Raw genomic sequence first — 21,551 nt, 5'->3', positions numbered from 1 at the left:
CTATGCAAATCCCTATTATTCTCATTGGACCTATGTGCGCTGGAAAAACGACGGTTGGTGAAAAAGTGGCAACCAAACTAAATATTCCTCAGTGCTCAATGGATGAAGTGCGATTTTCCTACTACCGGGAAATAGGATTCAGCAAAGAAACACAGCAACAAATTGGAGAAAAACAAGGATTTCAAGGCATGTACGCCTATTGGAAGCCGTTTGAAGCCTATGCCGTTAAAAGAATACTAGAAGAGTACAAGCATGCGGTCATTGATTTTGGCGCCGGCCACTCGGTCTATGAAGACATAAAGCTGTTTCAACTAGTAGAAAAAACGTTAAAACCTTACGACTCCCTGTTTTTATTGCTTCCGAGTGCTGACAGAGAAGAGTCCATACAGATATTGCATCAAAGATTGCAACAAATAACGGATGACAACGATATTTTTGAACTTAACAAACATTTTGTAAAACATCCATCCAATCGCACATTGGCAAAGCAAACGATCTACACAAAGGGAAAGTCGGCAGATACCATAGCGGAAGAAATTATTTTATCTATATAAAAGGAGTGAAAGTAATGATTAAAAAAGTCGGTCAAATTATGGTATATGTAAACGATCAAGATCAAGCGGTAAAGTTTTGGACAGAAAAAATGGGATTTCAGGTTATGTCTGAACAAAATAATGAACAAGGCATGAAGTGGATTGAGCTAGCGCCGGTGGCGGGGGCCGAAACAACCATTATCCTTCATAACAAACAGCGAATAGCAAAAATGCAGCCAGAATTAAATGTCGGGACTCCTTCACTGCTGTTTTTTACAGAAAATGTGGATGAATTATATAGTGATTTAACAGCTAAAGGCGTAACGGTGGGAGAAATCGTATCTATGCCTTCAGGGCGAGTCTTTAACTTTTCAGATAGTGAAGATAACTATTTTGCGGTTATGGAAAACGTGAATCATAAATAAAGGAAAAAGAAAAACACCGGGAGGATTCATTCTCGGTGTTTTACATGTAGGGCAGGATGAGTTACTCTGCATGGTTATTATAAATCAAGGAGTGATGCCTCTCATGATAAAACTAATAGGAGAAAAAGTGTCATTAAGAGAAGCGACACAGGAAGACGTTAATGAACTTTATTACTGGAAGTACGAAGAAAAAAACCAAGAAGCAAAAAAGTGGAATGCTCCTTACTTACCAGAAAAACAGCTTACGAAAGAAGAATATATGAACTTATGGAACCAAGAGTATGAGCTTTTTCCAGGGGTTCCTCCACTCCTTGCGGTCCTCATTAACAAAAAAGCGGTGGGAATCGTAAGCTGTTACTGGATGGACAAGCATACAAACTGGCTGGAAACCGGAATTGTCATTTACGACTCAGATTATTGGAGCGGAGGATACGGAACGGAAGCTTACCGCATGTGGATTGATTTTTTATTTGAGTCTACACATTTACATAGACTCGGTATGTCCACGTGGTCAGGCAACATCAGAATGATAAAAACAGCTGCAAAAATAGGCATGAAAGAAGAGGCGAGAATCAGAGAAGCACGTATCGTAAACGGTGAATATTTTGACAGCATCAAAATGGGAATGCTGCGAAGGGAATGGGAAAGTCATCGTAGTAAGAGCTGTAATAGAAAAGAATACAGAGGTGAACTAAAGCATTGATCAATATAGTCTCATTATTTAAGGCTTCTTCCTTTATGAATGGAAGAAGCTTTTCTTATGTCAATCATGTCATCTGTAAGACCTAGCGTGTATAAAATTAAAAGAAGGAACGTTTATATAGGTCTGCTTAAATCAGTTACTGTGTTAAAAACATCAGGGGGGAAATGCATGCGGGCAAACTTTAAAGAATCTACAAAAAGAAGCGTGAAAAAGGAGAGAACGCTGCAGTTTACATTAAATGTAATCGGAATATTTATGTTTATAGGGGTTTTAATCAGGTGGTGGACTGTTCCCTTCGCTGTTAGTAACGATCTTCAAATTTACTATAATCCAGATTTTCAAATGAAACCCAGTGAGTGCAAGGAATTTCTTGCGTTCGTTTTATGCACAGCAAGCGTGTATTTTAGTTTAATAAACGTCTATTTTTTAGGGAAAACAGGTAAAAAACTAGTCTATATCGCTCTTGTTTTACTAGCTGTTTTTAACCTCTATATGATGCTTATGCTTCTCGCTGTAGCTACGCATTAAAGGCGTGCGTGCAGCTTAAAAGAAAGAGGTCAAACTTTCTTTCTCCTTTAAAGTGTTCTGCGATTTTTTTACGCGAAAAATAGATAGGCCTTCAACCATCTTCATTCGTTGAGCTTTCATAGCACTTCCACCTTTTGATATTTTTCCCCGGCACATATGCAAACATTATGTATGTTTTTACTTTCATACAATTCTATCAAATCCATTAAAGCAGTTTTATTTTCTAAATTCACCTAAAAAGAATTTTCATTATTTTTCCATAAACTAACCGAGATAAGCCGCTATAAGGTTTAAAGAAAAAAAGAAAATTGAAATGATTTTTTACGAGATTAATATCTTGACGAAAAAATATTTCAGGAATAAGATAGGTTACATAAAGTAACGAGTGAAAGAAAAGTTACTTTTAAAAGATTATATTTTTCCTAACAGGAGGAAGAGATATGGAAGCGATGACTTTTGTTTTATTCGGTTCAACAGGTGATTTAGCGAAACGCAAAATTTATCCTGCACTCTATAATTTATTTGTAGACGGGAAAATCCCTAAATCAATTTCTGTTGTAGGACTAGGCAGAAGGGAGATGTCCGATGCAGATTTTCAGAAAAAAGTAGAAGAATCTATTCACACTTTTTCACGTCGCGTCGAAAAAGATTCATCTCTTATGCAGCATTTTCTGTCAGCTTTTCGCTACAGCCAATTGGATGCAACCAATGCTGAAGACTATAAAAGTGTGTTAAATCTAGTAGAAGCACGAGAAGCAGAATTAAATATTCCAAGCAACCGAATGTTTTATCTCTCCGTTGCACCAGAATTTTTCGGTACGATTGCCGAGCATATTAAAGACAGTGGCTTAGGTGCTACAAAAGGTTGGAAACGGTTAATTATTGAAAAACCATTTGGCCATGATCTACAGTCAGCTCGTCAATTAAACGAAAACTTAAGCAAAGCGTTTAAAGAAGAAGAGATTTACCGCATTGACCACTATCTTGGCAAGTCGATGGTACAAAATTTAGAAGCGCTGGAATTCGCTAATCCTATTCTTCAATCATTATGGAATAACGAACATATTGCGAATATACAAATTACAGCAAGTGAAACGGTCGGCGTAGAGGAAAGAGCAAGCTATTATGACCATTCAGGAGCGATTCGAGATATGGTTCAAAATCATATGCTGCAAATGCTGATGATGACGGCTATGCACTTACCGGCTCGCATTAGCGCTGATGACATTCGAAACGAAAAAATAAATGTGTTAAAAGCACTTCGTCCGCTTGTAAAAGAAGAGATGGATCTAGACGTTGTTCGCGGTCAATATGAGGCTGGAAAAATAAACGGGGCTTCAGTGCCGAGCTACATAAATGAGCCCGGTGTCTCACCATCTTCACAGACAGATACGTTTTTAGCAGCCAGACTATATATCGATAATTCGCTTTGGAAAGGCGTTCCTTTCTACATTCGTACAGGGAAAAGAATGGCGGAAAAAGTGACGCGAATTGTTATTGAATTCAAAGACTCGCTAAAAGAGTTGTACTTAGACAAAGGAGAAACAACATCTCCAAATCTGTTGATCATTGAAATCAACCCGCACGAAAATATTACGCTGCAGTTAAACAGCAAAAATCCATTTAATCATGGTCATATTGAGCCTGTACAAATTAATTTCTCAGGTCAGCAAGAAGGAGCGCCGGAAGCATATGAGCGTCTTATTGCAGATGCATGTGCCGGAGATTCTACATTTTTTGCTCATTGGAAAGAAGTAGAGCTAGCTTGGGAATGGGTTCAGCCGCTTCTTGAAGCGTTTGAGGAAAATACAGTGCCGCTTTATAAATATGCAGCTGGTTCATACGGCCCTGACGCATCATATGCACTTTTAGAAAAAGACGGTTTTAAGTGGTGGTTGGATGAAGAAACAGCAAGTCAATCACGCGAAGTGCAGCTAGTTTAATACAAACAAAGCGAAAGAAGGATGAAACATGAGTACCAACATAGACATACTTGCAGTTAATACGATTCGCACCCTGTCAATTGATGCGGTAAACGCAGCTAATTCAGGCCACCCTGGGCTTCCGATGGGAGCGGCTCCGATGACCTATGCGCTGTGGGCAAATCACTTACAGCATAATCCGGCAAATTCAAGCTGGTTTAACCGAGATCGTTTTATCTTATCAGCCGGTCATGGCTCAAGCTTGCTGTATAGCATGCTTCATCTAAGTGGATACAATGTATCGGTAGAAGATTTAAAGAGCTTCCGCAAATTAAACAGTAAAACACCGGGTCATCCTGAATTTGGCCATACGGACGGCGTGGAAGCAACAACAGGTCCTTTAGGTCAAGGAATTGCAAATGCAGTCGGAATGGCAATGGCAGAAGCTCATTTAGCGGCAAAGTTTAACCAGTCAAAATTCCCTGTCGTTGATCACTATACGTATACATTAGTAGGCGATGGTGACTTGATGGAAGGCATTTCTTATGAAGCGATGTCCATGGCTGGCCATATGAAGCTTGGCAAGCTTATCGCTTTATATGACTCCAACGATATTTCGTTAGACGGGGAATTAAATCTTTCGTTTGGTGAAAATATCCAAAAAAGAGCGGAATCTGCAAACTGGCAGTATTTGCGTGTAGAAGATGGAAATGACGTAGATGAAGTCACAAGCGCCATCGAAAAAGCGAAGCAAAACACCGAACAGCCAACGCTTATCGAAGTAAGAACCATTATTGGCTACGGAAGTCCAAAAGTAGCAGGAACAAATAAAGCACACGGCAATCCGCTTGGAGAAGAAGAAGCAAAAGCAACAAAACAAGCCTACGGCTGGGAAGCTGAAGAAAACTTCTATGTTCCAGAAGAAGTAAAAGCTCATTTTGAAAAGCTAGAAGAAAAAGGGATGAAAGCAGAAGCAGAGTGGAACGAACTGTTTGCTTCTTACCAAAAAGAATACCCTATGCTCGCTGATGAATTAGAACGTGCCATCACAGGCGAAGCGTTAATTGAAGTGAATGATATTTTAACATTTCCATCAGAAAAAGCGATGTCGACTCGTGTTGCAAGCGGAGAAGCGATTAATTATTTCACTAAATCTGTGCCATCTATTTTTGGAGGCAGCGCTGATTTATCGCATTCTACGATGACAGACATTAAAGAAGACGGTCCTTACGCACCAGGATATTTCGGTAATCGAAATATTTATTTCGGTAATCGAAATATTTATTTCGGCGTACGTGAACATGCAATGGGAGCCGCCGGTAATGGAATGGCCCTTCACGGAGGTGTGAAGCCGTTTGTCAGCACATTCTTTGTTTTTAATGATTACTTGCGTCCAGCGATTCGTTTAGCTGCACTGCAAAAGCTGCCGGTCACATATGTATTTACTCATGATTCCATAGCAGTAGGAGAAGATGGACCAACTCATGAGCCCGTTGAACATTTAGCTTCTCTTCGTGCAATTCCAGGGCTTACCGTAATCCGTCCGTCTGATGCAAACGAAACAGCTAGCGCTTGGGCTTATGCGCTTCAGCAAGCGGAAGGCCCTGTAGCCTTAGTGCTTAGCCGTCAAAACTTGCCTGTATTTGAAGAAACAAAACAAAATATCAACCACCTAGCTAAGGGAGCTTACGTATTAACCGAAACAAACGATAAGCCGGAGATGATTTTCATCGCCACAGGTTCTGAAGTAGCACTAGCGGTCGGTGCAAAAGCTCAGCTAGAGCGTGAAAATGTATCTGTACGTGTTGTAGCAATGCCTAGCTGGGAGCTGTTTAACAAACAGTCAAAAGAGTATCAAGAGCGTATCTTGCCTGAATCTATTTCAAAGCGAATTTCTCTAGAAATGGGAATTTCACTTGGCTGGGAACGTTTTGTAGGGCCAAAAGGAAAAGTGTTAGCTGTTGACACATTTGGTGCTTCAGGAACCGGAGCTGATGTGATGAAGCTGTTTGGATTTACAGAAGAAAACGTAGTGGCACAAGCAAAAGAATTGCTAAAGGCTTAAATAAAAAGATAAATAGAAGGAGCTGTTCACATGAAAGTAGGATTAGTTGGTTTAGGGAAAATGGGGATTAACTTAGGACAAAACTTATTGGATCAGCGTCATGACGTTGTAGCATTTGACGTAAATTCAAATGCAGTGGAGCAAATGAAAGGGTACGGTGCGTCAGGAGTATCAAGCTTACAGGAGCTTGTTCAGTCACTCGAAACACCAAGAGTTGTATGGCTGATGGTTCCTCATACGGTTGTTGATTCTGTTATTAGTGAAGTGACGCCTTTTTTAACTGAAGGAGATATCGTTATTGAAGCGGGAAACTCTCATTACAAAGAGTCTATTCGACGCTATAACGAGTTAAAAGAAAACAAAATCCGCTTTATGGACGTTGGAACATCTGGCGGAATGGAAGGCGCTCGTAACGGAGCATGCTATATGATTGGCGGAGATCGTGAAGCGTGGGAAATTGTTGAACCTATCTTCCGCGATACAGCTGTAGAAAACGGATACCTATACGCTGGAGAAGCAGGGAGCGGCCACTTTTTAAAAATGGTTCATAACGGCATTGAATACGGCATGATGGCTGCAATCGGAGAAGGATTTGAAGTTCTTGAAAAAAGCCAGTTCGACTATGATTACGAAAAAGTGGCGAGAGTATGGAACAATGGATCTGTTATTCGTTCATGGCTAATGGAATTAACCGAAAATGCATTCTCTAAAGATGCTAAGCTAGACGACATCAAAGGAGTTATGAACTCTTCTGGTGAAGGAAAATGGACGGTAGAAACGGCTTTAGACCTTCAAACAGCTACGCCGGTTATTGCGATGTCTTTACTAATGCGCTATCGCTCGCTTGAAGATGATACCTTTACAGGAAAGGTAGTTTCCGCGCTTCGAAACGAGTTTGGCGGTCATGCTGTGGAAAAGAAATAACAAGTGAAATACTGGGTATAGTAAAAAAAACTAATGGAGGAATGAAAAAATGAAATTTTTTATTGATACTGCAAACCTTGACGATATTAAAAAAGCATACAAATTGGGCGTTTTATCTGGTGTTACAACAAACCCTTCTCTTGTTGCAAAAGAAGGCGTAAAGTTTGAAGATCGTATTGAAGAAATTTTAAAAACCGTTCCAGAAGTAGAATCCGTTTCAGCAGAAGTGACGCCGGATGCCGAAACAGCAGAAGACATGATTGCCCAAGCAGAAGAATTAATCAAAATTAACGGCGGGGATCAAAACATTACGATCAAGCTTCCAATGACACTCGCTGGACTAGAAGCGACTCGCTACCTTGCTAAAAAAGGTGTAAAAACAAACGTAACGCTGATTTTCACTGTGAACCAAGCTCTTTTAGCAGCCCGTGCAGGTGCAACATATGTATCTCCATTCCTTGGTCGCCTTGATGATATTTCAGAAGACGGCGTACAGCTTGTGGCTAAAATTGCTGAGTTGTTCCGCATTCAAAATATCGACTCTCAAATCATTGCGGCTTCTGTAAGACATCCGGACCACGTTACACGCGTAGCCCTTGCTGGAGCTCATATTGCAACTATTCCATATTCAGTAATCGAGCAGCTTGTTAAACATCCTTTAACCGAACAAGGAATTGAAAAATTTGCGGCTGATTGGAAAAATGCTGTTCAAAACTAAGTAAAAGATAAAGAACGTGCGCATTCTAAAAAAAGAATGCACGCGTTCTCTCATAATATCCTTAAAGAGGTAAACACCATGAATACAGTAGACGCTAAGATGATTAAAACCCAATACGGTTTAGAGGTTTATGTAGATGATGTAGAGCATATTAACTTTAAAAGCCTTCATGCACCGAAAGTTAACCAGCCGCTCTATCGCATCGAATTTGAAATTGGCTACTTTTTATTAAAAGAACACAGATATTACGAATACGAAAAGAACTATTTTTGGCTTGCAGCAAGCGACGATTTTAGTAAGCTAATTATTCAAGAACCTGATATGGAAAGCTTATTTGGAGCTAAAAGCGAAGACGAAAGAAAGGCGACAAAAGAGCTTTTAAGTCAGTGGCTCATTCATACCGAGGCTTATAAAAAGCAATTAAACCAGCATATTAATGATTGCAAAAAAAGTAATGAAACAAATGAGGGCATAACGGCTGTTTTAGAAAAGTTGCTGAATATTTCAGCAGCAGACATTGAACAAGCCCCGATTGAGAAATTAGCTGCCTCACGATCAGTTTAACTTAAAAAAGTAGGTAGGCATTCATAGCTGCACTTAAAAAAGATGCTTCGTTTAAAACGCGAAGCATCTTTTTTTCATTTATTTAACTCTTTAAAATTCCTATGTTAAAACGACTCTATTACTTATTCCGCTAAAGCCCCCGTTACTTGAATAACTTATACCAGTATAAAGTGGTTCTAATAGTAGGATTATATGACTGCTTTAGCGTGTCAACTCCACCTAGTATGAATCCTTGTTTTACATAAAATCTGCATGCACCAAGGTTATCATCTTGTGCTTCCAAGGACATTCCTATAAGTTTTCTTTGTCTTGCCCACTCTTCTGCTTTATTTAAGAGCAACTTTCCGACTCCGCTGCCTCTATAATCTTTTTTAGTAGCAATGTTTTCAATATAACAGAAGCGATTCCAATCCTTACTTATTCTAATCTGTCCTATGCAAGTAGTATTCATATAAGCTAAAAACAAAGCTTTATCCTCTCGGTTTATATATTGGCTCCAATCAAGTTTGTCATCTGGAAAACGTGTTTCTCTAGTTTCATCAAAAAGAACTTCTTTATAAGACCACTTTCCTGATTGCAAACTGGGGACAACTCTGCCATATAACTTAAAATAATCATTTGTCATATTGATGTCGTCTATTAAGTCATTATTTAATGGAGAAATAATGAGTTTACTTTCACTATCCAATAGTACACACTTCCTTTTATGATGTTTTGAAAATATTTTATTTAAGGATAAGTAAATCCTGTCTTATTCAACATGACTGCCCATTAGCTGAATAAGCCTTTCTTTATACAATACTATAAAAAGGAAATTTCCCCTTGTTATAATTAAAAGCAGCAATCTTAAAAAAGTGCCTTAGGGAAATAAAGGATAGTAATAAAAACGACATAATTGTCGTTTTTATATTGACGAATCAATTTCAGGAGGTTACATTATATTAAAACGACAATGTTGTCGTTTTAATATTCTGAAGAACGAGTGGAGCGCTCACTGGGCTTATACGTCAATACGTCAGCGCCTGGATACTTTTCCTTTACAGCCTGCACTTGCGCTGAAGGGGATGTAGACTGTGATTGAGCTTGAACATGATACAAGTCGTGGTACAGTCTTTCTTCAATTTGAGGCTTGAATAAATACATCCCGCCAGTAACAGCTAATATAAGAAGAAACGGAGTAAACACTAAACCTGCATAAAAATGCCAGCGCCATATGGCTTTGTATAGACCTTGAGAACGCGCCGTGCTTTTTTTAGTTGTACTCGCTGATTCTTCGCGCTTTTCCTGCATCATTTTTTCCTCCTTTTTACTAACTAACGTGCTTTTATTATAGAAGGAAAGGGAGAATTAGCCATCACCCCTGAGAGTGATTGTTGGGGCTTATAAGAGGAGGGAATTGATAAAAAAGCATCTGCTTCACGTAGAAAGGGCAGATGCTTTTCATTTATTTCTTTTTATAATAAGGGCCTAGACGGTCAATACGATTTGTCCAAATTCCACCTGAATAGTTATCCGGAAGGCGTTTTATGTCTTTGGCAGAATCAAATCCAGTGGAAAATTCGCTTCCGTTTCCGCCTACAATAACAGTTCGGGTATTGATACGATCCATTCGGTTTAAAAAGCGGTTTGGCCATCCCCACAGAAAAGGTCCGATTTTTTCAGGTATATGTAGTTCAGTGTTTTCACATGCTTTAGGCACGTATCCGGTCCACCCTGTTGCTATATACGGAATAAGACAAGATTTCATCGTTGCTTTTGACATAACTTTTAGATGGGGCATCGCTTTTTTTAACGAATCAATTGGTTCGTCTCCTCCGTACACAGTAATGGTTTTTAAGCGTTCTCTAGAGAGTTGTGACAAATACTTTGCTAGTTTTTTTCCTTCTTCAGGATCATTGCTTTTCACGTGAATAAGAAAGGATTGGTGCGGAAAGTATTTCATCACTTCGTCTAGAGAAGGCATAAGGTTGACTCCTTTGCCGCGAAAAGGATGCGTTTTTCCTCCATCTGCCGTGTAGCCGTACCCAATATCAAGCTTTTTTAATTCGGCCATCGTGTAATCCCGTGTTACGCCTGTTCCGTTTGTCCGGCAATCAAGAGTCCAGTCATGGAACACAGCAAACTGATTGTCTTTTGTAATATGAACGTCTAGCTCGACAATGTCAGCTCCGTCTTTAAAGGCTTGTTTCATAGAAGGAATCGTATTTTCTAAAAAAGAATGCTCAGGTTTGTAGATGCGTTCCGCTGTACACGTTTCGTTTTGAAGGCCTTTTATATTAAACGTTTGAGCTACGCCTCTATGAGCAAGAAGGAGAGGCTGTCCGCTTCTTTTTGTCAACAAAGAGCTATTGTTTATGTAGACAAAAACAGCGATTCCTATCAAAATAAACCATACAGATTTTCGTTTGAAAAGCGCTCTTAAAAAAGTCATAGCATCCCCCAGGTAGTTATTATATGTTAATTCTTACTTCTAAAAAATCCTATAAGAATTCGTTCTTACTTTCAATATCCAGTCGCTAATAACTTCATTATAGTTTTCAGATAATTTGTAGAAAAATAGAATGTTTCACATCTACCCAGACAAAAAAAAACAGCTCGTGAAAGCTGTTAGTTCATTAAGCCGTTTTGAAACGCATAGCTTGTCAGCTGCACGCGGTTTTCTAAATGAAGCTTGCTTAAAATATTTTTCAAATGGCTTTTTACCGTGTGTTCAGAAATAAATAACTGCGCGGAGATATCGCGGTTCGACAGTCCTTTAGCCACTAATTGAAGTACTTCAAGCTCTCGTGCAGAAAGGGGAGTGTCGGTTTTTTTTATCGATGTTTCTTGCGGAAACTCTTTTAAAATTTGAAACGCAATTTCTTTTGACATAGGAACTTCATCTAAAGCGAACGCACGCAAATAGTCGTACCACACTTCAGACTGCAGGTTTTTAAGCAAATAGCCCTGTGCGCCTTTTTTCAGCGCATCAAATAAATCCGTAATATCGTCTGAAACCGTGATAACCACAATTTTAACGTACGGAAACTGAAGCTTAATTTGTTTTGTCGCTTCTAACCCGTCCATCACAGGCATTCCAATGTCCATTAGGACGATATCAGGCATTAACTTTTCAGTCAGTTCAATGGCTTCTTGCCCGTTGGTTCCTTCGCCAACAATAATAAAATCTTCATATTCTTCTAAAATATCGCGAATGCCTTCTCTCGCATGAGCATGATCATCTACAATCAAAATACGAAACGGCTGCATTTACATAACCCCCTTTTTAATGCTAACAATGGTTTGGTTCTGTTTTCGCTCCATGGAAAAGTCCCAGTTCATGTCCTTCGCACGATCTTTCATAATTTGCAAACCAAGACCGGACTTGAGAGAGTCGGACGTAAAACCTGTACCAAAATCTGTAATTTCACAAATCCATCCCCCGGCCGTTTCAGTGGCTGTAATCCAGATTTTATTCGTTTTTGCATGTTTGATTACATTCATAGCCGCTTCTTTCACACAGGCAAACAGCTCGTTTTTTTCTTTTCTGGACAGCGTTGTTTCTGACAGTCTCCAATCTAAATTTACATCTAGTAAATGAGTATGTGTTAAATCATCGACGTATTGATGAATGCTTTCAGTCCAGCTTTCTGAAGAGTCTGAAGGAGAGTGCTTTAAATTTGTAATCGCTTGGCGCGTATCGTCATGAACATGCTGCAGGGTTTGTTTCATTCGGATAAAGTCAGGATCCTGTTCTAATTTATTTTTTCTTTCGAACTTGTTCATTTTAACAGATAGGAGAAACAGCGACTGTGCAATGCCGTCATGCAGTTCACGAGCTAATTTTTCACGTTCAATAAGTGCTGCTTTCTTTTCTTTTTCCTGTCTTAGTTCCTCTTGCATTTTTTCTAAAATAGAAAATAAATAGCGGACAAATACAAGCGTTACAAAAAAGACAAGGAGCGGAGAAAGCACATTTCCCATATCCATTGAGATGTAAGGGAGCAAAAAGGCATGACGAACATACTCCCAAAGCGCGATGGTCAGAGTTGGAAGAAGCAAAATCAGCCATTTAATTTGTCTATATTTCACGGTATCCCTTCTTTCGTCCATAAAATGTGTCTATATTTTATCATTTGAGCGGAAAATTACTAGAGGAAAGAAGAGAAATCACTCTTAAGAGTGATTAGTACCACCCCTAGCTGAACGGATAAAAGTAATGGAAAAAAGTCTCATCTGCAATATCATACAAGAAAAATTCTTTAGTCAATGGTATGGTTAAAAAGCTTAGGATGTGACAAGGAGGAATTTATGGATGGTAAAAGAAATTCGCACGGCGCACGTTGACGCTGATTTACATATTGAAGCTTATCGTTTTAAAGGGATTATGCAAAAATTTCCTGATCATTTTCACGAGTATTATGTGATTGGATTTATTGAAGAAGGTCAGCGCCATTTAATTTGCCAAGGCAAAGAATACATCATTAATCCAGGAGATTTGCTGCTGTTTAATCCGTATGATGTCCATAGCTGTGAACAAATAGATGGCAAAACGCTTGATTATCGCTGTATTAATGTGGCGCCAGAAGTGATGAAAAAAGCTGTTTTTGACATTAACGGCAGTGAAAGTCTTCCGCGTTTTAACAGCAGCGTGGTGCAAAGAAGTGATGCTGTCTCTAGTTTAAAAGAGCTTCATTTGCAAATTTTAAATGGTGAACGTGAGTTTAAGAAAGAAGAGTTATTTTTATATTTGCTAGAAGAACTCATGCAGGATCATTCGAATCTTTCTTTTCTTTCGTCAGCCGTTGACACGTCCCATGAAATCACAACAATCTGCAGCTATTTGGAAGACAACTATACAAACAAGATTACGCTGGATGAGTTAAGTCAGCTAATTGGATGGAGCAAATACCGGCTGCTGCGCTCTTTTACAAAGCAAAAAGGAATTTCTCCATATAGCTACTTGGAAACAATTCGAATCAATCAGGCTAAAAAGCTGCTAGAGCAAGGGAAAAAACCGATTGACGTATCTTTTTTAACGGGATTCAGTGATCAAAGTCATTTGACTCGATTTTTTAAAAGTCAGGTTGGGCTAACACCAAAACAATACATGAAAATCTTTGAAAGTGAAAAGAAAACAGGATGCTAGTAATAGCTTAGAAGGGAGAGAAGAGCTGTGGATCATTTAGCTGCTTATATGCTGATGGCATTGGTCATGTCCATGATACCTGGTGCTGATACAATTCTTATCATGAAAAATACGCTTCATCACGGAGCAAAAGCAGGACGTTTTACCATACTCGGCATGGCTACAGGCCTCACGTTTTGGACGTTAATTGCTGTGCTTGGCTTGTCTGTTGCTATTGCGCAGTCGGTGTATCTGTTTAACACGATTAAATACATAGGGGCAGCGTACTTATTTTACGTAGGTATCAGAATATTTCTGACCAAAAATACGCTCTCATTAGAGGCCATTTCAGAAGAAACAAAAACTGTAAAGTCTTCATCTAATCGCTGCTATAGAGAATCATATATGCAAGGGGCTCTTAGTAATTTTCTTAATCCTAAAACGGTATTAGTTTATATTACGTTTATGCCCCAGTTTATTAACTTGGATGCACACACAAATCAACAGCTGCTGATACTCGGTTTTATTCTGACGCTTATAGCAGTAGGATGGTTTTTAATCTTGGTGTATGTAATAGATTACATGAAAAAATGGCTTAAAAAACCGGTGTTTCAAAAAGCCTTTCAACGATGCAGCGGAGTGCTGCTGATTGGTTTTGGGATAAAAACAATAGTGTAATCGCAGTTAGTAAGTAAAAAAGCCTTATTGAAAAATAAGGCTTTTTTTACGTTTAAAAACACGTAAACGAAACAATTTGTCGTGTATCCACACCGAAAATGGTCCAGAAACGTCCGTTCCATCTAAATCCTGCAACGGATCGCGGTCCTACAAAAATAGGAAAATACCAGAAGCTAGAGCCGTTTCTAAGCCATATGAACGTATTGCGGAAGAGACATAGAGAAATAGCTCCTGGATCAACAGCAAATGGAGTTGCCGTTTGTTGAGCTGGAATAAATGCCGGCGGAGGGGAAGTTGGAGCTTGCTGCGGGTTAGGTGTAGGCAAACCGCCTGGTGGTCTAGGTGGACCGGGCGGGAGTTGAGGTCCAGGAAATCTTGTCGGGTACAAATAAAAATCCATGTAGCTAATGTCCATTTTTTAATCACCTCTATTTTTTATCACTATTTTATAAAGTATGAGAAAGCTGCCTAAAGGGATTGGGCAATTATAGCGTTTTTTATATAGGTCTTTTTTACGAAGAAAAGTTTAGTTCCTAAGTCGGAAGTAAATTCCTTCATGAACTCGATAAAAGCTGAATAGGATTAAACAGAGTGTGTTTGTTAGAGGAGGACTTCTCATGGATAACAATCCAAAAAAGATGTTTACACCGGTTAAGACTTATCAACCTTTCCACAGTATCTATGATCCTTGCCGGCCGATAGGAGTTAAATATTATTCTACGCCGCCTCAATTATACATGGGATTTCAGCCGCCGAATCTGCAGCAGTTTTCACCGAAAGAAGCCCTAAAAAAAGGAACGCTGTGGCCGGCTTTTTGGGACTACTATGAAAATCCATACAAAGATAAGAAGAGGGATGAAGAATGAAAAATCTACCTCCGGAGTACTATCAGGATTTAGAAGAAATACAGGCGATTGATTTTGCACTAGTAGAATTAACGCTGTATTTAGATACCCATCCAAATGACCAGCAGGCTATGCAGCAGTTTAACGAATACGCGCAGCAGGCTATGCAGTTAAAAAGAAACTTTGAAACAAAGTACGGGCCGCTCCAGCAATATGGAAACAGCTATACCGACGGAAAGTGGAGCTGGGGAACAAGCCCTTGGCCATGGCAAATATAAGCAGATAAAGGCGGGAGCTATATGTGGGTGTATGAAAAGAAATTACAGTATCCAGTGAAAGTAAGCACGTGTAATCCAACGCTTGCCAAATATTTAATGGAACAATACGGGGGAGCGGACGGAGAGCTTGCGGCAGCACTTCGGTATTTGAATCAGCGCTATACGATTCCCGATAAAGTGGTTGGACTGCTAAACGATATCGGGACAGAAGAGTTTGCTCATCTTGAAATGATTGCTACGATGATTTATAAGCTAACAAAAGATGCAACGCCAGAGCAGCTGAAGGCAGCGGGATTAGCAGAACACTATGTGAACCATGATAGTGCACTTTATTACAATAATGCTGCTGGGGTTCCGTTTACAGCTACTTATATACAGGCAAAAGGAGATCCGATTGCAGATCTTTATGAAGACATAGCTGCAGAAGAAAAAGCAAGAGCTACATATCAATGGTTAATTGATATATCAGATGATCCCGATTTAAACGACAGCTTACGATTTTTACGAGAAAGAGAGATTGTTCACTCACAGCGGTTCCGCGAGGCCGTGGAGATTTTAAAAGATGACAGAGACAGGAAGAAAATCTTTTAACTAGTAAAAAAACATCCCCCTTGGCGAATGCAAACGAAAGGAGGGATGTTTTTTGTTGTGACTGCGTTGATTATGCGCTAGAACTGCAGTGACAAGAAACAACCTTTAATTTCCCTTCAACATCTTTCCAAACTCGCGTATAACTGTATTCACCTCCAATAGATTCACCGGTTGCCAGTGCCCCATTTAACGCTACTTTTGTAACGGTAACGGCAAGTTCTTGAAACAGTTTAACTTCTTGTTCCAACACTTCCATGCCCGCTATATCAAGACTTTTTGAACGATGAACATTTATATCTTCTTCTTTTGACAACCATTGCCCAAGGTGATTCACAAAAATAAGCTCATCTGAAAGTAATTCTTCTAATAGCTCTATGTTATTAGAAAGCATGGCTGAGCGAAGCATTTCTTCGTATTCTATAACTCTTGCTTGATTCATTTTTAATCCTCCTTTACGCCTTGTGTAACTCTTTTCTATTTCCACGTTGCTTTTCCTTTAAACTTCTTTCATTAATAATTCGTGCTAAATTATGTTAATAGAGGGGATAAGTGGACTAATTTTCTGTAAGCACTAAATATTCTGAAATACTCTGTTAATTACCTTTAAATGGTATAAAATTAGAATGAAAGAACCTTTTCTTTCCACTTTTCTAGTTATCTTTTTACTATTAAGATGCAGTTTTTTATACTTGTAATTGTAGCGGAATGAACGTTCATTCCGTTTTTGAAAAGAGGTGATAAAGTGGAATCTACTCCAACAAAACAAAAAGCGATTTTTTCTGCTTCGCTTCTGCTGTTTGCAGAAAGAGGGTTTGATGCAACCACGATGCCAATGATTGCAGAGAATGCCAAAGTAGGAGCAGGAACAATTTATCGCTACTTTAAAAATAAAGAAAGCCTTGTAAATGAATTATTCCAACAGCACGTAAACGAGTTTTTACAGTGCATTGAAAGCGGTCTGGCAAACGAGAGAGATGGATACCGAGATGGGTTTCATCATATCTTTGAAGGTATGGTGACATTTACTAAAAACCATCCTCGTGCTCTTGGATTTATTAAAACTCATAGCCAAGGAACTTTTTTAACAGAAGAGAGCCGCTTAGCATATCAAAAGCTGGTGGAATTTGTTTGTACGTTCTTCAGAGAAGGACAAAAGCAAGGTGTGATTAGAAATCTTCCTGAAAATGCGCTAATTGCTATTTTATTTGGAAGTTTCATGGAAGTATATGAAATGATTGAAAATGACTACTTATCTTTAACTGATGAACTTCTTACCGGTGTAGAAGAGAGTCTGTGGGCAGCACTTAGCAGACAATCATGAAACTTAACAAGTGAAAGAGGGATAACATGACAATTAAAGAAATGCCTCAGCCAAAAACGTTTGGAGAGCTTAAAAATTTACCGTTATTAAACACAGATAAACCGGTTCAAGCTTTGATGAAAATTGCGGATGAATTAGGAGAAATCTTTAAATTCGAGGCGCCTGGTCGTGTAACGCGCTACTTATCAAGTCAGCGTCTAATTAAAGAAGCATGCGATGAATCACGCTTTGATAAAAACTTAAGTCAAGCGCTTAAATTTGTACGTGATTTTGCAGGAGACGGGTTATTTACAAGCTGGACGCATGAAAAAAATTGGAAAAAAGCGCATAATATCTTACTTCCAAGCTTCAGTCAGCAGGCAATGAAAGGCTATCATGCGATGATGGTCGATATCGCCGTGCAGCTTGTTCAAAAGTGGGAGCGTCTAAATGCAGATGAGCATATTGAAGTACCGGAAGACATGACACGTTTAACGCTTGATACAATTGGTCTTTGCGGCTTTAACTATCGCTTTAACAGCTTTTACCGAGATCAGCCTCATCCATTTATTACAAGTATGGTCCGTGCACTGGATGAAGCAATGAACAAGCTGCAGCGAGCAAATCCAGACGACCCAGCTTATGATGAAAACAAGCGCCAGTTTCAAGAAGATATCAAGGTGATGAACGACCTAGTAGATAAAATTATTGCAGATCGCAAAGCAAGCGGTGAACAAAGCGATGATTTATTAACGCATATGCTAAACGGAAAAGATCCAGAAACGGGTGAGCCGCTTGATGACGAGAACATTCGCTATCAAATTATTACATTCTTAATTGCGGGACACGAAACAACAAGTGGTCTTTTATCATTTGCGCTGTATTTCTTAGTGAAAAATCCACATGTATTACAAAAAGCAGCAGAAGAAGCAGCACGAGTTCTAGTAGATCCTGTTCCAAGCTACAAACAAGTCAAACAGCTTAAATATGTCGGCATGGTCTTAAACGAAGCGCTGCGCTTATGGCCAACTGCTCCTGCGTTTTCCCTATATGCAAAAGAAGATACGGTGCTTGGAGGAGAATATCCTTTAGAAAAAGGCGACGAACTAATGGTTCTGATTCCTCAGCTTCACCGTGATAAAACAATTTGGGGAGACGATGTGGAAGAGTTCCGTCCAGAGCGTTTTGAAAATCCAAGTGCGATTCCGCAGCATGCGTTTAAACCGTTTGGAAACGGTCAGCGTGCGTGTATCGGTCAGCAGTTCGCTCTTCATGAAGCAACGCTGGTACTTGGTATGATGCTAAAACACTTTGACTTTGAAGATCATACAAACTACGAGCTGGATATTAAAGAAACTTTAACGTTAAAACCTGAAGGCTTTGTGGTAAAAGCAAAATCGAAAAAAATTCCGCTTGGCGGTATTCCTTCACCTAGCACTGAACAGTCTGCTAAAAAAGTACGCAAAAAGGCAGAAAACGCTCATAATACGCCGCTGCTTGTGCTATACGGTTCAAATATGGGAACAGCTGAAGGAACGGCGCGTGATTTAGCAGATATTGCAATGAGCAAAGGATTTGCACCGCAGGTCGCAACGCTTGATTCACACGCCGGAAATCTTCCGCGCGAAGGAGCTGTATTAATTGTAACGGCGTCTTATAACGGTCATCCGCCTGATAACGCAAAGCAATTTGTCGACTGGTTAGACCAAGCGTCTGCTGATGAAGTAAAAGGCGTTCGCTACTCCGTATTTGGATGCGGCGATAAAAACTGGGCTACTACGTATCAAAAAGTGCCTGCTTTTATCGATGAAACGCTTGCCGCTAAAGGGGCAGAAAACATCGCTGACCGCGGTGAAGCAGATGCAAGCGACGACTTTGAAGGCACATATGAAGAATGGCGTGAACATATGTGGAGTGACGTAGCAGCCTACTTTAACCTCGACATTGAAAACAGTGAAGATAATAAATCTACTCTTTCACTTCAATTTGTCGACAGCGCCGCGGATATGCCGCTTGCGAAAATGCACGGTGCGTTTTCAACGAACGTCGTAGCAAGCAAAGAACTTCAACAGCCAGGCAGTGCACGAAGCACGCGACATCTTGAAATTGAACTTCCAAAAGAAGCTTCTTATCAAGAAGGAGATCATTTAGGTGTTATTCCTCGCAACTATGAAGGAATAGTAAACCGTGTAACAGCAAGGTTCGGCCTAGATGCATCACAGCAAATCCGTCTGGAAGCAGAAGAAGAAAAATTAGCTCATTTGCCACTCGCTAAAACAGTATCCGTAGAAGAGCTTCTGCAATACGTGGAGCTTCAAGATCCTGTTACGCGCACGCAGCTTCGCGCAATGGCTGCTAAAACGGTCTGCCCGCCGCATAAAGTAGAGCTTGAAGCCTTGCTTGAAAAGCAAGCCTACAAAGAACAAGTGCTGGCAAAACGTTTAACAATGCTTGAACTGCTTGAAAAATACCCGGCGTGTGAAATGAAATTCAGCGAATTTATCGCCCTTCTGCCAAGCATACGCCCGCGCTATTACTCGATTTCTTCATCACCTCGTGTCGATGAAAAACAAGCAAGCATCACGGTCAGCGTTGTCTCAGGAGAAGCGTGGAGCGGATATGGAGAATATAAAGGAATTGCGTCGAACTATCTTGCCGAGCTGCAAGAAGGAGATACGATTACGTGCTTTATTTCCACACCGCAGTCAGAATTTACGCTGCCAAAAGACCCTGAAACGCCGCTTATCATGGTCGGACCGGGAACAGGCGTCGCGCCGTTTAGAGGCTTTGTGCAGGCGCGCAAACAGCTAAAAGAACAAGGACAGTCACTTGGAGAAGCACATTTATACTTCGGCTGCCGTTCACCTCATGAAGACTATCTGTATCAAGAAGAGCTTGAAAACGCCCAAAGCGAAGGCATCATTACGCTTCATACCGCTTTTTCTCGCATGCCAAATCAGCCGAAAACATACGTTCAGCACGTAATGGAACAAGACGGCAAGAAATTGATTGAACTTCTTGATCAAGGAGCGCACTTCTATATTTGCGGAGACGGAAGCCAAATGGCACCTGCCGTTGAAGCAACGCTTATGAAAAGCTATGCTGACGTTCACCAAGTGAGTGAAGCAGACGCTCGCTTATGGCTGCAGCAGCTAGAAGAAAAAGGCCGATACGCAAAAGACGTGTGGGCTGGGTAAATTAAAAAGAGGCTAGGATAAAAGTAGTTTAGTTGGTTGAAGGAAGATCCGAACGATGAATCGTTCGGATCTTTTTATTGGTAGAGTAAACGTAGATTTCATCTATTTAGTGACTTGTAGCGGTTGATTGGAGGGCAAGGTGAAGACTCCAATCAACCGCGGTGTCACATGCAAGCCATACGAAATTCATTTCTCCCATTTATTCGTCTTTTGTCCCCACTTCATTTTTATAGCGCCTTAACGTTTCTTCTGCGTGACAGCAGATCTTTTTAATTAGCTCCTGAGGTTCTTCAATAAAAGCATGAGCCCCTAAGGTATAGAAAAAAGAAGCCATGTAGTTTAATTCATTTCCATCAGTTATTGTATCGATGTACCCATTTCCATCACGCGCCACCTTCACATGATTTTCAAGCCATGGAACGCTTTTACACTGACGAACGCCTTCGTGTGTCAAGGTTACTTTTAACAAAATTGGCTGTGAATTTACCGGTTCTGTTTCAAGCCATTCCTTTAACGTAAGAGACATATTTTTGTCTTTTTCTAAAACTTTTAACGAGCGAATACGATCCGCTCGAAACAATAATACTTTTTGCTTATTGTAAGAATAAGCAGGACAGTACCATAAACCGTTATGAGCATAAATTCCAAGGGGTTTGACTTCTTTTCTTGTTTGACCCTCCTTTGAATCATAAAGAAATTCAATATATTTTCCTGCAAGGCTTGCTTCTAAAAGCGCTTTTAAATAAGGAGTGTCAAGGTTTCTTTTAGGATTCCAAAACGCAATATGAGCACTCATTTTATCTGCTTTTTTCTTTGTTTCCTCAGACAGGTAAACATAAAATTTTTGAAGAGCCGCATGAATTTCTGCATCAAACGGAAGGTCATGATAATACTGCAGAGCTTGATAAGCAAAAAAGATAGAAATAGCTTCTTCTTCTGTAAACAAAATAGGAGGGAGAATACGATTTTTTAGCACTCTATAGCCGCCGCTCCGTCCTTTTTCACTGTAAAGAGGCAGTCCTAATTCACTTAAGTCCAGTAAATAGCGCTGGACGGTCCGCACAGAAAGACCAAATTCCTCCGCTAGTTCTTTTGCCGTAAACGTTCTTTTTGTATTAATAAACATGAGCATATCAACAAGCCGTCTAGACTTAGCCATTTATTTTCACCTTT

General features: G+C 39.8%; 24 protein-coding genes. 16 read left to right on the top strand and 8 right to left on the bottom strand.

Annotated elements, in window-relative coordinates:
- Positions 1-2 precede the first annotated feature (2 nt).
- From BG04_RS01320 to BG04_RS01280, 9 genes are all read left to right on the top strand, one after another.
- The gene (locus BG04_RS01320; protein WP_034650476.1) at positions 3-554 is read left to right on the top strand and encodes a shikimate kinase; all 552 of its coding nucleotides are present in this window, start codon (positions 3-5) and stop codon (positions 552-554) included.
- Positions 555-568: 14 nt separating this feature from the next.
- Positions 569-958, top strand: a complete 390-nt coding sequence (locus tag BG04_RS01315; protein ID WP_034650480.1) for a VOC family protein — start codon at positions 569-571, stop codon at positions 956-958.
- Positions 959-1,061: 103 nt separating this feature from the next.
- Positions 1,062-1,661 (top strand): GNAT family N-acetyltransferase, encoded by a 600-nt coding sequence (locus BG04_RS01310; RefSeq protein WP_034655069.1) that lies wholly within the window; start codon positions 1,062-1,064, stop codon positions 1,659-1,661.
- 168 nt (positions 1,662-1,829) lie between these two features.
- Positions 1,830-2,189 (top strand): hypothetical protein, encoded by a 360-nt coding sequence (locus BG04_RS01305; RefSeq protein ID WP_034650483.1) that lies wholly within the window; start codon positions 1,830-1,832, stop codon positions 2,187-2,189.
- A gap of 440 nt (positions 2,190-2,629) precedes the next feature.
- Complete coding sequence (zwf, locus tag BG04_RS01300) at positions 2,630-4,132, top strand: glucose-6-phosphate dehydrogenase (RefSeq protein ID WP_034650485.1); 1,503 nt, start codon at positions 2,630-2,632, stop codon at positions 4,130-4,132.
- Positions 4,133-4,160: 28 nt separating this feature from the next.
- Positions 4,161-6,176, top strand: coding sequence for a transketolase (tkt, locus tag BG04_RS01295; protein WP_034650487.1), 2,016 nt, complete (start codon positions 4,161-4,163; stop codon positions 6,174-6,176).
- Between the two features lie 30 nt (positions 6,177-6,206).
- A complete protein-coding gene (gnd, locus tag BG04_RS01290) occupies positions 6,207-7,100 on the top strand; it encodes a phosphogluconate dehydrogenase (NAD(+)-dependent, decarboxylating) (protein ID WP_034650489.1) in 894 nt (297 codons plus the stop codon).
- Positions 7,101-7,149: 49 nt separating this feature from the next.
- Positions 7,150-7,818: a fructose-6-phosphate aldolase gene (fsa, locus tag BG04_RS01285; RefSeq protein WP_013083988.1), complete on the top strand. Its 669-nt coding sequence runs from the start codon at positions 7,150-7,152 to the stop codon at positions 7,816-7,818.
- 78 nt (positions 7,819-7,896) lie between these two features.
- Positions 7,897-8,382 (top strand): hypothetical protein, encoded by a 486-nt coding sequence (locus tag BG04_RS01280; RefSeq protein WP_034650490.1) that lies wholly within the window; start codon positions 7,897-7,899, stop codon positions 8,380-8,382.
- A gap of 142 nt (positions 8,383-8,524) precedes the next feature.
- Here BG04_RS01280 and BG04_RS01275 read toward each other — a convergent pair whose 3' ends face one another.
- The 5 genes from BG04_RS01275 to BG04_RS01255 form a co-directional block, all read right to left on the bottom strand.
- A complete protein-coding gene (locus tag BG04_RS01275; protein WP_034650492.1) occupies positions 8,525-9,070 on the bottom strand; it encodes a GNAT family N-acetyltransferase in 546 nt (181 codons plus the stop codon).
- A 275-nt stretch (positions 9,071-9,345) separates the two neighbouring features.
- Entirely contained in the window at positions 9,346-9,675 is a 330-nt protein-coding gene (locus tag BG04_RS01270; protein ID WP_234943171.1) for a PepSY domain-containing protein, read from the bottom strand.
- Positions 9,676-9,826: 151 nt separating this feature from the next.
- Positions 9,827-10,813, bottom strand: coding sequence for a glycerophosphodiester phosphodiesterase family protein (locus tag BG04_RS01265; RefSeq protein ID WP_034650497.1), 987 nt, complete (start codon positions 10,811-10,813; stop codon positions 9,827-9,829).
- Between the two features lie 176 nt (positions 10,814-10,989).
- On the bottom strand, positions 10,990-11,631 hold the full coding sequence (locus tag BG04_RS01260; protein WP_034650500.1) for a response regulator: 642 nt from the start codon (positions 11,629-11,631) through the stop codon (positions 10,990-10,992).
- The gene (locus BG04_RS01255; protein WP_034650502.1) at positions 11,632-12,453 is read right to left on the bottom strand and encodes a sensor histidine kinase; all 822 of its coding nucleotides are present in this window, start codon (positions 12,451-12,453) and stop codon (positions 11,632-11,634) included.
- A 223-nt stretch (positions 12,454-12,676) separates the two neighbouring features.
- On the opposite strand from BG04_RS01255, the gene BG04_RS01250 reads away from it, so the two are divergent.
- A complete protein-coding gene (locus BG04_RS01250) occupies positions 12,677-13,510 on the top strand; it encodes an AraC family ligand binding domain-containing protein (RefSeq protein WP_016764866.1) in 834 nt (277 codons plus the stop codon).
- Between the two features lie 27 nt (positions 13,511-13,537).
- Positions 13,538-14,167, top strand: a complete 630-nt coding sequence (locus BG04_RS01245) for a LysE family translocator (protein ID WP_034650505.1) — start codon at positions 13,538-13,540, stop codon at positions 14,165-14,167.
- Positions 14,168-14,219: 52 nt separating this feature from the next.
- Here the strand turns inward: BG04_RS01245 and BG04_RS01240 are convergent, their stop codons facing one another.
- Positions 14,220-14,582 carry a hypothetical protein gene (locus tag BG04_RS01240; protein ID WP_016764864.1) on the bottom strand — a complete coding sequence of 121 codons (363 nt, stop codon included), beginning with the start codon at positions 14,580-14,582 and terminating at the stop codon, positions 14,220-14,222.
- Positions 14,583-14,784: 202 nt separating this feature from the next.
- On the opposite strand from BG04_RS01240, the gene BG04_RS01235 reads away from it, so the two are divergent.
- The 3 genes from BG04_RS01235 to cotJC are packed head-to-tail and all read left to right on the top strand — an operon-like array spanning position 14,785 to position 15,881.
- Positions 14,785-15,033 (top strand): spore coat associated protein CotJA, encoded by a 249-nt coding sequence (locus tag BG04_RS01235; RefSeq protein WP_013057939.1) that lies wholly within the window; start codon positions 14,785-14,787, stop codon positions 15,031-15,033.
- Positions 15,030-15,290 carry a spore coat protein CotJB gene (locus tag BG04_RS01230; RefSeq protein ID WP_013083975.1) on the top strand — a complete coding sequence of 87 codons (261 nt, stop codon included), beginning with the start codon at positions 15,030-15,032 and terminating at the stop codon, positions 15,288-15,290. The genes BG04_RS01235 and BG04_RS01230 overlap by 4 nt, the downstream gene beginning before the upstream one ends.
- Before the next feature lie 21 nt (positions 15,291-15,311).
- Complete coding sequence (gene cotJC / locus BG04_RS01225; RefSeq protein ID WP_013083974.1) at positions 15,312-15,881, top strand: spore coat protein CotJC; 570 nt, start codon at positions 15,312-15,314, stop codon at positions 15,879-15,881.
- A 70-nt stretch (positions 15,882-15,951) separates the two neighbouring features.
- Here cotJC and BG04_RS01220 read toward each other — a convergent pair whose 3' ends face one another.
- The gene (locus BG04_RS01220) at positions 15,952-16,320 is read right to left on the bottom strand and encodes a nuclear transport factor 2 family protein (protein ID WP_013083973.1); all 369 of its coding nucleotides are present in this window, start codon (positions 16,318-16,320) and stop codon (positions 15,952-15,954) included.
- A gap of 303 nt (positions 16,321-16,623) precedes the next feature.
- Between BG04_RS01220 and BG04_RS01215 the strand changes: the two genes are divergently transcribed.
- Together BG04_RS01215 and BG04_RS01210 are read left to right on the top strand one after the other, a co-directional pair.
- Positions 16,624-17,202 carry a TetR/AcrR family transcriptional regulator gene (locus BG04_RS01215; protein WP_013083972.1) on the top strand — a complete coding sequence of 193 codons (579 nt, stop codon included), beginning with the start codon at positions 16,624-16,626 and terminating at the stop codon, positions 17,200-17,202.
- Between the two features lie 26 nt (positions 17,203-17,228).
- Positions 17,229-20,378, top strand: a complete 3,150-nt coding sequence (locus BG04_RS01210) for a bifunctional cytochrome P450/NADPH--P450 reductase (protein WP_034650526.1) — start codon at positions 17,229-17,231, stop codon at positions 20,376-20,378.
- A 199-nt stretch (positions 20,379-20,577) separates the two neighbouring features.
- Here BG04_RS01210 and BG04_RS01205 read toward each other — a convergent pair whose 3' ends face one another.
- The gene (locus BG04_RS01205; protein ID WP_034650529.1) at positions 20,578-21,537 is read right to left on the bottom strand and encodes a helix-turn-helix transcriptional regulator; all 960 of its coding nucleotides are present in this window, start codon (positions 21,535-21,537) and stop codon (positions 20,578-20,580) included.
- Positions 21,538-21,551: the final 14 nt, after the last annotated feature.

Origin of the sequence: Priestia megaterium NBRC 15308 = ATCC 14581 (assembly GCF_000832985.1) — a bacterium.
Classification (GTDB): Bacteria; Bacillota; Bacilli; order Bacillales; family Bacillaceae_H; genus Priestia; species Priestia megaterium.
This window is presented reverse-complemented; position numbering and strand designations above follow the sequence as displayed.

Excerpts from the sequence above, each read along its gene's own strand:
- BG04_RS01320 (WP_034650476.1), top strand. The coding sequence starts at position 3 with ATGCAAATCCCTATTATTCTCATTGGACCTATGTGCGCTGGAAAAACG.
- BG04_RS01315 (WP_034650480.1), top strand. The coding sequence starts at position 569 with ATGATTAAAAAAGTCGGTCAAATTATGGTATATGTAAACGATCAAGAT.
- BG04_RS01310 (WP_034655069.1), top strand. The coding sequence starts at position 1,062 with ATGATAAAACTAATAGGAGAAAAAGTGTCATTAAGAGAAGCGACACAG.
- BG04_RS01305 (WP_034650483.1), top strand. The coding sequence starts at position 1,830 with ATGCGGGCAAACTTTAAAGAATCTACAAAAAGAAGCGTGAAAAAGGAG.
- zwf (WP_034650485.1), top strand. The coding sequence starts at position 2,630 with ATGGAAGCGATGACTTTTGTTTTATTCGGTTCAACAGGTGATTTAGCG.
- tkt (WP_034650487.1), top strand. The coding sequence starts at position 4,161 with ATGAGTACCAACATAGACATACTTGCAGTTAATACGATTCGCACCCTG.
- gnd (WP_034650489.1), top strand. The coding sequence starts at position 6,207 with ATGAAAGTAGGATTAGTTGGTTTAGGGAAAATGGGGATTAACTTAGGA.
- fsa (WP_013083988.1), top strand. The coding sequence starts at position 7,150 with ATGAAATTTTTTATTGATACTGCAAACCTTGACGATATTAAAAAAGCA.
- BG04_RS01280 (WP_034650490.1), top strand. The coding sequence starts at position 7,897 with ATGAATACAGTAGACGCTAAGATGATTAAAACCCAATACGGTTTAGAG.
- BG04_RS01270 (WP_234943171.1), bottom strand. The coding sequence starts at position 9,675 with ATGATGCAGGAAAAGCGCGAAGAATCAGCGAGTACAACTAAAAAAAGC.
- BG04_RS01265 (WP_034650497.1), bottom strand. The coding sequence starts at position 10,813 with ATGACTTTTTTAAGAGCGCTTTTCAAACGAAAATCTGTATGGTTTATT.
- BG04_RS01260 (WP_034650500.1), bottom strand. The coding sequence starts at position 11,631 with ATGCAGCCGTTTCGTATTTTGATTGTAGATGATCATGCTCATGCGAGA.
- BG04_RS01250 (WP_016764866.1), top strand. The coding sequence starts at position 12,677 with ATGGTAAAAGAAATTCGCACGGCGCACGTTGACGCTGATTTACATATT.
- BG04_RS01240 (WP_016764864.1), bottom strand. The coding sequence starts at position 14,582 with ATGGACATTAGCTACATGGATTTTTATTTGTACCCGACAAGATTTCCT.
- BG04_RS01235 (WP_013057939.1), top strand. The coding sequence starts at position 14,785 with ATGGATAACAATCCAAAAAAGATGTTTACACCGGTTAAGACTTATCAA.
- BG04_RS01230 (WP_013083975.1), top strand. The coding sequence starts at position 15,030 with ATGAAAAATCTACCTCCGGAGTACTATCAGGATTTAGAAGAAATACAG.
- cotJC (WP_013083974.1), top strand. The coding sequence starts at position 15,312 with ATGTGGGTGTATGAAAAGAAATTACAGTATCCAGTGAAAGTAAGCACG.
- BG04_RS01220 (WP_013083973.1), bottom strand. The coding sequence starts at position 16,320 with ATGAATCAAGCAAGAGTTATAGAATACGAAGAAATGCTTCGCTCAGCC.
- BG04_RS01210 (WP_034650526.1), top strand. The coding sequence starts at position 17,229 with ATGACAATTAAAGAAATGCCTCAGCCAAAAACGTTTGGAGAGCTTAAA.
- BG04_RS01205 (WP_034650529.1), bottom strand. The coding sequence starts at position 21,537 with ATGGCTAAGTCTAGACGGCTTGTTGATATGCTCATGTTTATTAATACA.